Here is a 15,023-nt window from a genome sequence, read left to right on the forward strand (position 1 = left end):
AGCAGATAAGACAAATAACGACTTAAGCCCTTATCGGCGGGTTCAATGAATGGTTTAGGGATGATGTACGTTAAACTGTAAAAATATGAGACATCGCTCAATGTTTAAGTGACACACTTACTCGACTAATGTGGCGAAAAACATCGTGAGAGACTGCATCTGAGGTGATTGGCAAACGAAGATGATGTTGCGCTGAACGTAGATCGAGCACGATAAGACAACGAGAGAGTAAGGCTATTCGCACGACCTGATAGGATTGACCGCGATAGAGACAATGCCCACTGCTGTGCAACAGGATATCACCTTCCAACTCAACGAGTGTAGCCATGCGACGGTGCGCTTCTGCGAGAAGAAAAGAGAGAATCAAAGCACTCAGCTCAAGCGGCACACTTGTTGATGCAAAAAGAAGTATGACCGGAAAGGCATAGAGGCAAACAAGTCCCCAGCGCAACCATTGAGAGCGCTGGAGTCGAGTATTAACGCAATTTGCTGCGGTTATGTGCAATGATTTTATCCGTCATCGCAGACAGTGTTGGCGCTTCACTGCGGGTGTGACCCATCAGCCAAGAAAACAGATCCGGATCGTCACTTTCTAACAACGCGACGAAATCCAATTTCTCTTGATCGGTCAGATCATCAAAGCACTCTTCGAAAAAAGGCATAATGATCACGTCCAACTCTAACATGCCACGACGGCACGCCCATTTGATCCGCGGTTTATCTTCAGCGGTCAGCATGATTACCTCATTCAAAACTAAACATATCTGTCCAGATAGTAACAGTGCCCCGTCTATGGTGCTATTACTGCTGATTTAAGGGTGTTGACCTTGTGATCTAGGTAACTCACCCATACATATACCCAAGCAACCTGAAGATGCAGGATTCAGCGAGATTGACTGGCGCAATGATCAAGGCGTCACTTTGCCAATGTAGTGAGCTCCATCAAAAAGGGACAACACCGAGCATGGCGTCAGTAAACTCGCCCGAAGGGAGGCCCTCAGAGCGCTCACTTCATCGTTAAATTCCTGTGAAATAGAATGACTATTCCTACAAAAATTTGCCTCGAATTGAACACTCTGACGGCCTCTGAAATCGAGCATCTTCAGGTTGTTTGGGTATAAAGAGTTATTCCCAGCAAGTTCTCGATGCTCGTTTTGGGGATAGTGCTGACATTCATCACAGACAGCATTACCATAACGTATCCGTTCTATTAGCGAGAGACACCATGACAACTTGGTACCAAACGCACACATTTTCTAAACTGCCACTTTCTTCAGACAGTGCACTGCCAGCATTGTCAGTGATCGCGCTTGACCATATTGCACTGATCACCGCAGTAGGCGCCGACACCATCAGTTATCTGCAAGGCCAGTTAACGTGTGATTTGGTGTCATTGGAAAAAACACGCTCTACACTGGCCGCGCATTGCGACGCCAAAGGTAAGGTGTGGTCGGCAATCCGCCTTTTCCATCATCAAGAAGGCATTGCCTACACGCAACCAGCATCTATCGCCGAAAAACAGCTGGCTGAAATTAAAAAATATGCCGTATTCTCTAAGCTAACGTTTTCACTCAGTGAACAAGTTCTGTTAGGTGTTGTGGGTGACAAAGCCGACAACGCTATGCAATCGCGCTTTTTAGGTGATGGCGACGTACGCCCAACGCAAACTGGCACAGCCGTTAGAATCGAAGCCAACCGCTGGTTGCTCGCGGTAGACGCAGAAGAAGCGGATAGCATCATTCATGAAATGGGTGAACGTGCCGTGCTAAGCGATAATAGCTTGTGGGATCTTTGCGAACTTCGCAGCGCGATTCCTGCCATTGCTGAAGCCACAACGAATGAATTTATTCCCCAAGCGCTGAACCTTCAAGCGCTAGACGGTATTAGCTTCAAAAAAGGCTGTTACACCGGCCAAGAAACCGTGGCTCGTGCCAAGTATCGTGGCATCAACAAACGCGCATCCTACTTGCTGCAAGGCGAAGCGAAACAAGCACCAAAAGCAGGCGATGTATTTGACCGCAGCGTAGGCGAGAATTGGCGTACTGGGGGCACCGTGCTGTCTGGGTATCGTTTTGATGACGGGCAAGCGCTGGCTTTGGTCGTACTTCCAAATAACCTAGATGATGATAGTCAATTCCGCCTTCCTGAAACCGAAGCGTTATGGCAGAAAGTCGCTCTGCCTTACAGTGTTGAAGACGATGCCTGATCTAAATACCCCCATCATTGCGGTGCTGCAAGGCAGCAATATTCCTCACCGCATTTTGCCGCATGAAAGTGCGGCAACAACGATATTGGACGCCGCTGCACAGCGCGGCGTTGACCCAAGACAATTAGTCAAATCTATGCTTCTTAAAGACATGAGTGGTCAATATGCACTGGCTTGTCTTCCAGGAACCGCTTCAGTTGACCCGAAGAAAGTCCGTGCATTACTGGGCTGTAGACGCATGACGTGCGTTGATAGCACGCATGTTCAGAGCATCACGGGATACTCTCCAGGCATGATCACACCGATTGCGGTCATGGGCGCGATGCCGATTTTCTTCGACCCAGCGCTGAGTGAGTTCGAGCATATTAATATCAGCAGTGGCACGCCACTGGCTGGCGTGGAGCTGGCGTACGACGATCTCGTGACTCTTTGCCAACCTATCGTCGCCGATATTTCCCGCGACGCGCAACCTGACGCTGAGTAACCCAATTGAACTGGCGTGGCATTGACTTAAACCTACTTGTGGCTTTTTCCGCATTGATGGAGACGCGCAGTGTCACCCGCGCAGCGCAAAAGCTATCCATTGGCCAATCCGCTATGAGCCACAATCTCTCACGACTTCGTGCCTTGCTTGATGATCCTCTATTTCATCGCCAAGGCCACGAAATGCTGCCCACCAGCCGTGCCCTTGAGCTTGAGCCCATCATCAATCAAATGTTAGAGACCATCGCGCACGATGTTCTCTCGCCTGTCGCATTCGATCCTGCTAACTACCAAGGAACGGTCAGAATTGGCCTGACGGATTATGCAGAGTTGGTTTTTGCCCCTGCGCTGTTTGATGTGTTCCGTCAACAAGCCCCTCATTGCCAGTTGAGCTGTCGCCCCGTCGACCGCGTTAACTATCGAGAAGCACTAAAAGCGGATCACGTCGATGTGGTGTTGGGCGCGGTAGAGCCGCAAGAGCCGACGCTCGATATGGAAGATCTCTACACTGAAAAGCATGTTTGCTTATTTGACCCTCAAGCAACGGGCATTAACCAGCCACTCACGCTAGAAGATTACATCACATCGCCACACGCCCTTGTGACAGTCGATGGGCAGCTCAGCAGCCCTGTCGATGACACACTCAAAGCTTTGGGCTGTGACCGCCAAGTAGTCATGGGCTCGCAACGCTTTCTGACCGTTCGCCATTTGTTGTCAGGGAGAAACCTCATTTGTACCGTGGCAGAATTGATGGCAAAACTAGACATGTTCAACACCAAACTGGCAATAAGCCCGACGCCCGTTAATGTCAGTAATTTTGTTATCCGTCAGATTTGGCACAAGAAACACGCCAGCAGCACCAAAAATCAATGGATCCGAAAAACCATTCACCAAACTGTTCGCCAGCAAGTGCAAGATTTACGTGCTAGATAATTCAACTCGGTGTCTAATTATCTAGAATGTGACCTATCCCAGATACATTAGATTGAACCGCATTTTATTGAGCCAGATGTCTTAGCTGTCACATTGTAGTCATGCTCGCATCGTTATAATGCCGTCCGCCAAATTTCCAGAATTTATCGCTGGAAAAAGGATGTTGGCTAGCCGTGTCGAGAGGCACAACAATAAAAATTAAAAGGAACTGCGAATGCGGATGTTTAATCGATATGTCCCCACCCTCATTGCAAAACACGTCTACCGTTTGTTCACCGGACGTATTTACATTGATGGTCGTGGAAATTTCGACTTTCATCAGGGAATGATGCAGGCGCAATCAAATGCGGATTTTGAGCATTATCGTACGGTAAAAGAAATTAATGCCGAGATCCGTCGCTTGAAAGAACAGTGCTAACAAAAATACCCGCTCCCTCAAGAAGCTTGTTTGGCAAGAATATTGAGATAAGGGAATGTGGCTTCAAACACTTCGCTTGAACAAAAACACCGCGCCTTGCGCGGTGTTTTTTTCTGTTTGGAATTTGTCGAGTTCACCAAAGGGTCAGCGTCGATTGATCAATTACTCTTCTTCTTCCAAGGTTTCCTGATATGCGGCAGCATCCAGCAGCTCATCAAGCTCTGTGGTATCACTGATACGAATTTGGAACAACCAGCCGTCACCGTAAGCATCCGAGTTAACGTACTCTGGCGAGCCTTCCAAATCTTCATTGATAGCGACGATTTCACCCGTCAACGGAGAGTAAATATCTGATGCAGCTTTAACAGACTCAGCCACTGCACAATCGTCTCCCGCATCGACAGTGTCACCCACATCAGGTAGGTCAATAAATACCATGTCACCTAACATCGCCTGTGCATGATCAGAGATACCAACGGTATACACGCCGTCACCTTCAGGTCTTACCCACTCATGGGAGGCGGCAAATTTCAATTCAGATGGGATGTCACTCATAAATCAGCTTCCTTCTAGAAATTTTGTGCGACCAATCATCAGTCACTTAAAAAGCAAATTGCATCAGATACGCAAGTTAGGAAAGCCTTCACTTAATCGCAAGTAAAATCACCGTACAAAAAGCAATTGTTTTAACTCGATCAATCCTTGTCCCGACATTGACGCATCAATAAGTAAGGGAAGCCAAACTGACGACAAACAAAAACGCCAATGGCGATATCCTCAACCATTGGCGTTTTGTTTAACTCAGCGACGATTAGTCACTCGTTTTTTGCACGTGTACATCCATTTGTGGGAATGGGATTTCGATGCCTTCATCATCTAACCCTTCTTTGATCGCTTGCAGCAAATCAAAGTAAACCGCCCAGTAATCAGCAGTACGAACCCAAGGGCGCACAACAAAGTTCACCGATGAATCTGCTAGCGCCACCACACCAATAGTTGGCTCTGGCTCCGCAAGAAGACGAGGCTCTGCAGCTAACACACGGCCAAGCACTTCTTTAGTTTTCTTCAAATCCGCGCTGTAAGACACGCCAATTTCAAAATCGATACGGCGCGTGTCATGACGAGAATAGTTGGTAATTGGGCTAGAAATAACGCCGCCATTTGGAACAACAATCATCTTGTTGTCAGGGGTTTTTAGCACAGTCGAGAAGATTTGAATTGAATCAACTGAACCCGAAACACCGCCGATTTCCACATAGTCGCCCGATTTAAATGGACGAAATGCAACAATCAGCACGCCTGCTGCGAAATTTGACAGGGAACCTTGAAGCGCCAAACCAACCGCAAGACCGGCCGCACCAATGACCGCAACCACTGACGCAGTTTGAACACCCAGCTTACCAAGTGCTGCGATAAGCACGATAACGAACAATAAATAGCGGATAAATGTATGCACGAACTCAACAACGGCATTGTCGAGTTCTTTCTTGCGCATCACTGCCGCGACAGCACCGGCGATCTTTTTAACGACCCAATTACCGATGATTAAAATAGCGAGAGCGGAAATAACGTTAACCGCGTATTGAAGCAAAATGTCTTGGTTGTTTGTAAACCAGCTCATCGCTTCTTGAGTTGCATCTTCCATTGCAATGTCCTTGATAAATTTATTTACGTAAATAGTCCCGAGATACGTCTGAGAGCAATCGCACCCCAATCACCTGATTTAAGTCTCACAGGTAAAAATCAGAAGTGAGTTTACAGTTTAAGCGCCATTGAAGAGTGTCTCAAACTTAAAACAATGGAACTGATCTTTTTGTGACTTATCTATGGCATAGATATAAAAAAGCCCCGCATATTTGCAGGGCTTTATTCAGCAGTGCGAGCGATTAAAGCGCTTCGGCGACTGGCTGTTTTTCTTCATTGGCTTTCGCTTTCGCTTCTGCAGCTGCCACGTGGTAGTGAACATCCATTTGTGGGAATGGAATCTCGATACCCGCTTCGTCTAGGCCTTCTTTGATAGCTTGCATCAAGTCGAAATACGTTGCCCAGTAATCAGCCGTGTTTACCCAAGGGCGAACAACGAAGTTCACTGAAGAGTCCATCAATGCATGCACACCAATAGTTGGCTCAGGATCTTGCAAAACACGTGGGTCAGCTTTAACAACACGCGTTAGCACTTCTTTGGTCTTTTTAAGATCGGCTTTGTAAGACACACCGATAACGAAATCAATACGGCGCGTATCATGGCGTGAGTAGTTGGTGATTGGGCTAGAAATCACGGTGCCATTAGGCACGACAACCATTTTGTTATCTGGTGTAGTCAAAATGGTAGAGAAGATCTGAATCGACGCAACGGAACCTGAGACACCACCCACTTCTACGTGGTCGCCAGATTTAAACGGGCGGAATGTCACGATCAATACACCCGCAGCAAAGTTCGACAGTGAACCTTGAAGCGCTAAACCGATAGCAAGACCTGCCGCACCGATAACCGCAACAATAGATGCCGTTTCAACGCCAACGCGGCCTAGAGCTGCAATCAGTACAATGGTAAACATCACGTAGCGAACCAAGTTCTCGATAAAATCGACAACGGATTGGTCCAACTCACGCTTTTTCAGCACAACGGCTACAGAGCCAGCGACTTTCTTAACAACCCAATTACCCACAAGCATGATCATGATTGCGGTAATAATATTCACGCCATACTGAATCATCAGTTCATGGTTTGACGCCAACCAACTCATTGCTTCATTTGCTGTTTCTTCAACAACCTGAATTGCATTTTGCTCAGTCATCTCTTTCTCTCATCTTAAGATCACACAAGCCAATTCCTACTGCAGTTTCCTGCAATCAAAATTGGCTTGGTCACATGACTAAATTTCAGCCACAAAAAAACCCGCTAAATTTAGCGGGTTTTGAGAGATTTGTAATCCGTTTTTTTAAAAAACGAACTTACAGAACGTCGATAGCGTTCAGGTCAGCAAATGCTTTCTCTAGACGAGTAACCATTGAAGCTTGACCAGCGCGTAGCCATACGCGTGGGTCGTAGTACTTCTTGTTAGGCGCAGCTTCGCCAGTTGGGTTACCGATTTGACCTTGCAGGTAATCAAAGTTGTCTGCAGAGTAAGTACGGATACCATCCCACGTTGCCCACTGAGTATCAGTATCGATGTTCATTTTGATAACACCGTAACCGATAGACTCTTGGATTTCTGCTTCAGAAGAACCAGAACCGCCGTGGAATACGAAGTTCAGAGCGTTAGGTGCAATACCGAATTTCTCTGCACAGTACGCTTGTGAATCACGTAGGATAGTTGGCGTCAGTACAACGTTACCCGCTTGGTAAACACCGTGTACGTTACCGAAAGATGCTGCGATAGTGAAACGTGGGCTGATAGCGCTCAGTTTCTCGTATGCGTATGCAACGTCTTCTGGAGAAGTGTATAGCTCAGACGCGTCCATATCAGAGTTATCTACGCCGTCTTCTTCACCACCAGTACAACCTAGTTCGATTTCTAGCGTCATACCCATCTTTTCCATGCGAGCAAGGTATGCAGCACAGATTTCGATGTTTTCTTCTAGAGACTCTTCAGAAAGGTCGATCATGTGAGAAGAGAATAGTGGCTTACCGGTTTCAGCGAAGTGTGCTTCACCAGCGTCTAGCAGGCCGTCGATCCAAGGAAGAAGTTTCTTCGCAGCGTGGTCAGTGTGCAGAATAACTGGAACACCGTAAGAAGCAGCTACTGCGTGAACGTATTTCGCACCAGCAACAGCACCAAGGATTTGTGCACCTTGGCCTTCTAGCTTAACGCCTTTACCAGCGAAGAAGCCAGCACCGCCGTTAGAGAACTGAACAACAACGGGTGCTTTAACTTTAGAAGCAGCTTCTAGAACACCGTTGATTGAATCCGTGTTTACTACGTTTACCGCTGGAAGAGCGAACTTGTTCTCTTTAGCAATTTCAAACACTTTCTGTACGTCGTCACCAGAGATAACGCCAGGTTTTACAAAATCAAAAATCTTAGACATGACAATAGTCCTATTTACTCTGTAGTCTTTGAATGAATCAGTACCAAGCTGGCTATATCCCAACCAACTCGGCTAAATCGGCAAACGTTTGCGATCAGCGCTGCGCATTGTACCCAAACGTCTCACCAAACACATTAATTTTTGTCTTTGGTGTATGCGTCTCTGCACATAAATCTCGGCGAAAGACACATAAAAAAACGGAGGCTATCAACCTCCGTTTCATGAATTACGCTTTAGCGCGCGCTTCTAGCATTTCTACTGCTGGAAGAACTTTACCTTCAACGAACTCAAGGAAAGCACCACCGCCAGTTGAGATGTAAGAAACATCAGCTTTAATACCGAACTTGTCGATAGCTGCCAATGTGTCACCACCACCCGCTACAGAGAAACCTGCAGATTCAGCGATTGCTTTAGAAATGCCAGCAGTACCCGCTTCGAAGTTTTTGAATTCGAATACGCCTACTGGGCCATTCCATAGGATGGTTTTCGCGTTGCTGATGATTTCAGCAAGTGCTGCAGTTGATTGAGGACCTAGGTCGAAAATCATGTCGTCATCTTGAACGTCAGCAACGTTTTTGATTTCAGCTTCTGCGTTTTCGTCGAATGCTTTCGCACATGCAACGTCAGTCGCGACTGGAATTGCACACTCTTTCATTAGCTTCTTAGCTGTGTCTACTAGGTCAGCTTCGTACAGTGATTTGCCCACATTGTGGCCTTCAGCTGCGATGAAAGTGTTTGCGATACCACCGCCAACAACCAATTGGTCAGCGATTTTAGATAGAGATTCAAGCACAGTCAGCTTGGTAGAAACTTTAGAACCACCAACGATAGCAACCAATGGACGCTCTGGGTTGTCCATTGCTTTACCTAGTGCTTCAAGTTCAGCTGCTAGAAGAGGACCAGCACATGCAACTGGAGCAAATACGCCTACACCGTAGGTAGATGCTTGTGCGCGGTGCGCAGTACCGAATGCATCCATCACGAATACGTCACACAGTGCAGCGTATTGCTTAGACAGTTCGTCTTCGTTTTTCTTCTCGCCTTTGTTGAAGCGAACGTTTTCTAGAACCACTAGCTCACCCGCGTTCAGCTCTAGGCCGTTCAGGTAATCTTTTGCTAGTTTAACGTCACAATCAAGCGCGTCGTTCAAGTAGTTAACAACAGGCTGTAGAGAGAATTCTTCTGCGTACTCGCCTTCAGTAGGGCGACCTAGGTGAGAAGTCACCATCACTTTCGCGCCAGCTTCTAGGCAAGTTTTGATGGTTGGGATTGACGCTAGGATACGTGCATCAGAAGTTACTTTACCGTTTTTCACTGGTACGTTCAGATCGGCACGGATAAATACGCGTTTGCCAGCCAAGTCCAGATCGGTCATTTTAATTACAGACATGTTCGTCCTCTCTATAAGTTGCAAAAATAAATAAATTTGCTTTAGCTTTTACGAAGTAAAAGCCGTGACTCAAGCCTTCGAGCCACTGGAAACTGCATCCATGGCTAACGCGGTGTCTAACATCCGGTTAGCAAACCCCCACTCGTTGTCGCACCACACCAGCATTTTCACCAAATTGTGGTTACTTACCCGTGTTTGCGAGCCATCGACAATGGCGCTGTGAGGATCATGGTTAAAGTCAACCGAGACTAATGGTGCCTCGGTATAATCGACGATGCCGTTCAATGTACACCGAGCAGCCTCTTCGAGTGATTGATTTACGTCATTAACTTTCACTTTTGTGTTAACTGTGACGCTTAAATCCATCGCTGTGACATTTATCGTAGGAACTCTAACTGAAATCGCTTCAAATTTGTCAGAAAATTTCGGAAATATTCTTCCAATTCCTAAATGTAATTTGGTGTCGACAGGAATAATAGACTGGCTGGCAGCACGTGTGCGTCGCAAATCTGGGTGATAGGCATCAATCACCTGCTGATCGTTCATGGAAGAGTGAATTGTTGTGATCGTGCCGGATTCAATTCCAAACTGCTCATCCAGTACTTTTATTACTGGAACGATACAGTTTGTGGTGCAAGAACCGTTGGACACTATCAGGTCAGACGTCTTCAACGTGTCTTCATTCACACCAAAGATAATGGTGTTATCGAGGTCGTTGCTGCCAGGGTGAGAAAACAGGACTTTCTTAGCACCCGCATCGATATGCGCTTGGCCATGTTCGCGATTGCCATAAACACCCGTGCAGTCGAGCACGATATCAATGTCTAGGTCACGCCAAGGAAGTAACTCTATGTCCGCAAGATGCAGGAGACGAATAGAATCGTAATCACCGTCTTGGTGATGTACGTAAAGGTGTTCCTGATTGTGGGTGATTTTTTTCTGGAATCGGCCGTGGCTGGTGTCGTATTGCAGGAGGTGCGCCATCGCATCAGGCTGGGCAAGTTCATTGACTGCCACCACTTTAATTTGCTGACTCTTTCCGCTTTCATAAACGGCGCGTAAAACATTGCGCCCGATACGCCCAAATCCATTGATCGCAACCTTTAGCATTACACCCTGTGTCCTAACACGAATTTAATGGTCTAGATATTACATGATAAAGATCACAATCGCATCCGTAGAATCGCATCTGCACGAAGCAAGCGCTTTCACCAATATCCACCGACCTAACTGCGCTGAAAGACGCTAGATTTAATGACCAACTCGAAAGCAACCCCTCCCTTTTAGGCGAAAAAAAACCGAGCCTAATGGCTCGGTTGTCTTTGTCATCTTCTCGGTATTATGCGAGTAGTTCTTTTGCCGTATCAACCACGTTTTCAACGGTGAAACCGAACATTTTGAACAGTTCGCCTGCTGGTGCAGATTCGCCGAAGGTGTGCATGCCAATGATGCGGCCGTCGAAACCTACATACTTGTACCAGAAGTCAGCAATACCCGCTTCAATCGCAACACGTGCTGTCACGTCTGAAGGCAATACAGATTCGCGGTAAGACGCATCTTGCTTGTCGTAGATGTCAGTTGCTGGCATAGAAACAACGCGTACTTGCTTGCCATCAGCAGACAATTGCGCCGCCGCTTCAACCGCCAGTTCCACTTCTGAACCCGTCGCAATCAAGATGAGGTCAGGCTTACCTGCACAATCTTTCAGAACGTAGCCGCCCTTCGCGATGTTCGCCACTTGCTCTGCATCACGTGGCTGTTGAGCCAAGTTTTGACGAGAGAAGATCAGTGAGGTTGGGCCGTCTTTACGCTCGATAGCCAGTTTCCATGCAACCGCAGACTCTACTTGGTCACACGGACGCCATGTGCTCATGTTTGGCGTTAGACGCAGTGATGCGATTTGCTCAACAGGTTGGTGTGTTGGGCCATCTTCACCCAGACCGATTGAGTCATGGGTGTACACTTGGATGTTCTGAATTTTCATCAGTGCAGCCATGCGCATTGCGTTACGTGCGTATTCCATGAACATCAGGAAGGTTGCGCCGTAAGGAACGAAACCGCCGTGCAACGCGATACCGTTGATGATCGCTGTCATGCCGAACTCACGCACACCGTAGTGAATGTAGTTGCCCGATGCGTCGTCAGCAGTGACGGCTTTAGAACCAGACCACATGGTCAAGTTTGAAGGTGCAAGGTCAGCAGAGCCGCCCATGAATTCAGGGAGCATCGCACCAAACGCTTCAAGCGCGTTTTGAGACGCTTTACGTGATGCAATGTTTGCAGGGTTTGCTTGCAGATCAGCAATGATTTGGTTGGCTTTCGCTTCCCATTCTGCTGGTAAATCGCCGTTTACGCGGCGTTTGAATTCAGCCGCAAGCTCTGGGTAAGCCGCTTCGTACGCTGCAAGCTTCTCGTTCCAAGAAGACTCTTTCGCTGCACCCGCTTCTTTAGCATCCCACTTACCGTAGATATCCGCAGGGATTTCAAACGGACCGTGTTCCCAGCCAAGTTGTTGACGAGTTGCTGCGATTTCGTCTGCGCCCAGTGGTGCGCCATGACAATCGTGCGTGCCTGCTTTGTTTGGTGAGCCGAAACCGATCACGGTTTTGGTACAGATCAGCGTAGGACGACCGGTTTCTGCTTTTGCTGCTTCGATTGCCGCGTTGATTGCGTCAGCATCGTGACCATCAACAGCAGGAATAACGTGCCAGCCATAGGCTTCAAAACGCTGAGGCGTGTTGTCGGTGAACCAGCCTTCAACGTGACCATCGATAGAAATACCGTTGTCATCCCAGAACGCAACCAGCTTGCCCAAACCTAGCGTACCCGCCAGAGAACATGCTTCGTGAGAGATACCTTCCATCAAACAGCCATCGCCCAAGAACACGTAAGTGTTGTGGTCAACGATGTCGTGGCCTTCACGGTTAAATTGCGCTGCCAGAGATTTCTCTGCCATCGCCATGCCTACCGCATTGGTGATGCCTTGGCCTAGTGGACCGGTTGTGGTCTCGATGCCTGGTGCATAACCGTACTCAGGGTGACCTGGGGTTTTTGAATGCAGTTGACGGAAGTTTTTCAGATCGCTAATCGACAGATCGTAACCGGTGAGATGAAGCAGAGAATAAATCAGCATTGAGCCGTGGCCGTTCGAAAGCACGAAACGGTCGCGGTCAGCCCACTCAGGGTTTTGTGGGTTGTGGTTCATGTGGTCACGCCATAGCACTTCGGCGATATCAGCCATGCCCATTGGGGCGCCTGGGTGGCCAGAGTTGGCTTGTTGTACACCGTCCATGCTAAGTGCACGAATCGCGTTTGCTAATACCTTGCGGGAAGACATGTCTGCTCCTGAGATCAATAGACGTTTTGTTTTATATGCAAACAGGCGCAATACTGAAATAGTTTAGAGAGGCCTGATCGCAGAACTTGGCGGGGTCGTATTGTCGCAAGACTGCTGTTCGTCTGCAAACGATTTACATGTCTGATTTGAAGGCATTCTGATGATTTTAGTATGAAGGAATCGTTTAATTTCGGCACAGTGCGATGAGGAACGCAATCGTTTCCCTTTTACACAGACAAATTGCATGGTTGATTTCTTATCGCTCCAGCGTAGAATAGACGTCCAGATGGTAAAACATCTAACCATTTAAACGTATATCAACCTATATTTAGCTCATTACTTATTTTTAAGGAACGCGACATGGCCAAACACCTGTTTACTTCAGAATCGGTTTCGGAAGGTCACCCAGACAAAATTGCTGACCAAATTTCAGATGCCGTACTTGATGCGATTTTAGAGCAGGATCCAAAAGCCCGCGTTGCTTGTGAAACATACGTAAAAACCGGCATGGTCATGGTTGGCGGTGAAATCACCACTTCAGCTTGGGTTGATATCGAAGAACTGACGCGTCAAACCGTGCGTGAAATCGGCTACGTTCACTCAGACATGGGTTTCGATGCTGATTCGTGTGCCGTACTTAATACCATTGGTAAGCAATCACCTGATATTAACCAAGGTGTTGACCGCGCTGATCCGAAAGAGCAAGGCGCAGGCGACCAAGGCATCATGTTTGGTTATGCATGTAACGAAACTGACGTGCTAATGCCTGCACCTATCACTTACTCTCACCTTCTTGTTAAGAAACAAGCTGAAGTGCGTAAGAGCGGTAAACTCGATTTCCTTCGCCCAGACGCGAAATCACAGGTGACCTTCCAATACGACCAAGGCAAGATTGTTGGTATCGACGCGGTTGTTCTTTCTACCCAACACTGTGATTCAGTCACCACTGAGCACCTACGTGAAGCGGTCATGGAAGAAATCATCAAGCCTGTACTGCCAACAGAATGGTTGAACAAAGAAACCAAATTCTTCATCAACCCAACCGGTCGTTTCGTTATCGGTGGCCCAATGGGTGACTGTGGTTTGACGGGTCGTAAGATCATCGTTGATACCTACGGCGGCGCAGCCCGTCACGGTGGTGGTGCTTTCTCTGGTAAAGATCCATCAAAAGTTGACCGCTCAGCGGCATACGCAGCACGTTATGTTGCGAAAAACATCGTTGCTGCTGGCCTAGCAGACCGCTGTGAAATCCAATTGTCTTACGCGATTGGTGTTGCAGACCCAACGTCTATCATGGTTGAAACCTTCGGCACTGAGAAAGTCTCTCAAGAGATCATCATCGAAGCGGTTCGTCAGCACTTTGACCTGCGCCCATACGGCCTACAAGAGATGCTGGACCTGTTGCAACCTATCTACAAGAAGACAGCAGCATACGGTCACTTCGGTCGCGAAGAATTCCCTTGGGAAAAAACCGACAAAGTTGCAGCACTGCGCGATTTCGCAAACATCAAGTAATCGCGAAAACGCAGCACGACAGATTAAGAAAAGGGAAGCTTCGGCTTCCCTTTTTTCATGCCTATCTTTACCCTACCCGCAGTGACAATCCAATCTGCCAAGGCGATGAACGAACTCCACTACCGTATTACTCGACGCGTAAGCGAATGCATCTCTCATGCAAACCTGACCCTAGGTACCGATTTTGCGGTGCCAGCAATCCGTTTTGATATTCGAGGAAAAACCGCGGGAATGGCGCTGCTTCAACGCTGGCAACTTCGCTTTAACCCTGTCTTGCTGGCAGAGAACCCTGACGCCTTTATTGAAGAAGTCGTGCCCCATGAAGTGAGTCACTTGATTGTCTTTGCGCGTTTCGGACGCGTTCGCCCCCATGGCAAAGAGTGGCAGGCAGTCATGTCACAGGTCTTTGATGTTCAACCGAAAACCACACACAGCTTTGACATTAAATCTGTGGAAGGAAAAACCTTCCCCTACCACTGCCAATGCGACGTGATCCCCTTGTCTGTTCGTCGCCACAACAAAGTACAACGTCAACAAGTTCAATATATGTGTCGGCGTTGTAAGCAGCCACTGGTGTGGAAACCTGCTTCCTCTTAGTCTCACTTTTGGGTGATAACAGCCTCTTAACGAGCAAGCATCTCAATTAGCACAACTTTAGTGAGATTTAACTCGCAAACATCTGCAATAATCAAAGTACTTATTTCCACCA

15 protein-coding genes are annotated in these 15,023 nt (G+C 47.6%); 6 read left to right on the forward strand and 9 right to left on the reverse strand.

Going from position 1 to position 15,023, the window contains the following annotated elements; all coding sequences use genetic code 11:
- Positions 1 to 97: 97 nt before the first annotated feature.
- Both Q365_RS26400 and Q365_RS0108805 read right to left on the reverse strand, forming a co-directional pair.
- The gene (locus Q365_RS26400) at positions 98 to 505 is read right to left on the reverse strand and encodes a protein YgfX (RefSeq protein WP_281173696.1); all 408 of its coding nucleotides are present in this window, start codon (positions 503 to 505) and stop codon (positions 98 to 100) included.
- On the reverse strand, positions 477 to 737 hold the full coding sequence (locus Q365_RS0108805) for an FAD assembly factor SdhE (RefSeq protein WP_028022997.1): 261 nt from the start codon (positions 735 to 737) through the stop codon (positions 477 to 479). The genes Q365_RS26400 and Q365_RS0108805 overlap by 29 nt, the downstream gene beginning before the upstream one ends.
- Before the next feature lie 488 nt (positions 738 to 1,225).
- Here Q365_RS0108805 and ygfZ point away from each other — a divergent pair, with 488 nt between their 5' ends.
- The 4 genes from ygfZ to Q365_RS0108825 all read left to right on the forward strand — a co-directional run bounded on the left by ygfZ (position 1,226) and on the right by Q365_RS0108825 (position 4,040).
- Positions 1,226 to 2,206, forward strand: a complete 981-nt coding sequence (ygfZ, locus tag Q365_RS0108810; protein ID WP_028022998.1) for a tRNA-modifying protein YgfZ — start codon at positions 1,226 to 1,228, stop codon at positions 2,204 to 2,206.
- A complete protein-coding gene (locus Q365_RS0108815; RefSeq protein ID WP_028022999.1) occupies positions 2,199 to 2,690 on the forward strand; it encodes an aminoacyl-tRNA deacylase in 492 nt (163 codons plus the stop codon). Before ygfZ ends, Q365_RS0108815 begins: the two co-directional genes overlap by 8 nt.
- Before the next feature lie 5 nt (positions 2,691 to 2,695).
- Positions 2,696 to 3,622, forward strand: coding sequence for a LysR family transcriptional regulator (locus Q365_RS0108820; RefSeq protein ID WP_028023000.1), 927 nt, complete (start codon positions 2,696 to 2,698; stop codon positions 3,620 to 3,622).
- Positions 3,623 to 3,836: 214 nt separating this feature from the next.
- The gene (locus Q365_RS0108825; protein ID WP_028023001.1) at positions 3,837 to 4,040 is read left to right on the forward strand and encodes a DUF1107 family protein; all 204 of its coding nucleotides are present in this window, start codon (positions 3,837 to 3,839) and stop codon (positions 4,038 to 4,040) included.
- A 162-nt stretch (positions 4,041 to 4,202) separates the two neighbouring features.
- Here Q365_RS0108825 and gcvH read toward each other — a convergent pair whose 3' ends face one another.
- From gcvH to tkt, 7 genes are all read right to left on the reverse strand, one after another.
- Positions 4,203 to 4,595, reverse strand: a complete 393-nt coding sequence (gene gcvH / locus Q365_RS0108830; RefSeq protein WP_028023002.1) for a glycine cleavage system protein GcvH — start codon at positions 4,593 to 4,595, stop codon at positions 4,203 to 4,205.
- Between the two features lie 256 nt (positions 4,596 to 4,851).
- Positions 4,852 to 5,685: a small-conductance mechanosensitive channel MscS gene (mscS, locus tag Q365_RS0108835; RefSeq protein ID WP_028023003.1), complete on the reverse strand. Its 834-nt coding sequence runs from the start codon at positions 5,683 to 5,685 to the stop codon at positions 4,852 to 4,854.
- 241 nt (positions 5,686 to 5,926) lie between these two features.
- Positions 5,927 to 6,838 (reverse strand): small-conductance mechanosensitive channel MscS, encoded by a 912-nt coding sequence (mscS, locus tag Q365_RS0108840; RefSeq protein ID WP_028023004.1) that lies wholly within the window; start codon positions 6,836 to 6,838, stop codon positions 5,927 to 5,929.
- A gap of 157 nt (positions 6,839 to 6,995) precedes the next feature.
- Entirely contained in the window at positions 6,996 to 8,072 is a 1,077-nt protein-coding gene (gene fbaA / locus Q365_RS0108845; RefSeq protein ID WP_016960320.1) for a class II fructose-bisphosphate aldolase, read from the reverse strand.
- A 226-nt stretch (positions 8,073 to 8,298) separates the two neighbouring features.
- Positions 8,299 to 9,462 carry a phosphoglycerate kinase gene (locus Q365_RS0108850; protein WP_028023005.1) on the reverse strand — a complete coding sequence of 388 codons (1,164 nt, stop codon included), beginning with the start codon at positions 9,460 to 9,462 and terminating at the stop codon, positions 8,299 to 8,301.
- A gap of 69 nt (positions 9,463 to 9,531) precedes the next feature.
- A complete protein-coding gene (gene epd, locus Q365_RS0108855; protein WP_028023006.1) occupies positions 9,532 to 10,572 on the reverse strand; it encodes an erythrose-4-phosphate dehydrogenase in 1,041 nt (346 codons plus the stop codon).
- Between the two features lie 229 nt (positions 10,573 to 10,801).
- Positions 10,802 to 12,799 (reverse strand): transketolase, encoded by a 1,998-nt coding sequence (gene tkt, locus Q365_RS0108860; protein ID WP_028023007.1) that lies wholly within the window; start codon positions 12,797 to 12,799, stop codon positions 10,802 to 10,804.
- Positions 12,800 to 13,159: 360 nt separating this feature from the next.
- On the opposite strand from tkt, the gene metK reads away from it, so the two are divergent.
- Positions 13,160 to 14,314 carry a methionine adenosyltransferase gene (metK, locus tag Q365_RS0108865; protein ID WP_017012191.1) on the forward strand — a complete coding sequence of 385 codons (1,155 nt, stop codon included), beginning with the start codon at positions 13,160 to 13,162 and terminating at the stop codon, positions 14,312 to 14,314.
- Positions 14,315 to 14,419: 105 nt separating this feature from the next.
- The gene (locus Q365_RS0108870) at positions 14,420 to 14,911 is read left to right on the forward strand and encodes a SprT family zinc-dependent metalloprotease (protein ID WP_028023008.1); all 492 of its coding nucleotides are present in this window, start codon (positions 14,420 to 14,422) and stop codon (positions 14,909 to 14,911) included.
- The last annotated feature ends 112 nt before the right edge of the window (positions 14,912 to 15,023 follow it).

The organism is Enterovibrio calviensis DSM 14347, from assembly GCF_000621165.1.
In the GTDB taxonomy this organism is placed as follows: Bacteria; Pseudomonadota; Gammaproteobacteria; order Enterobacterales; family Vibrionaceae; genus Enterovibrio; species Enterovibrio calviensis.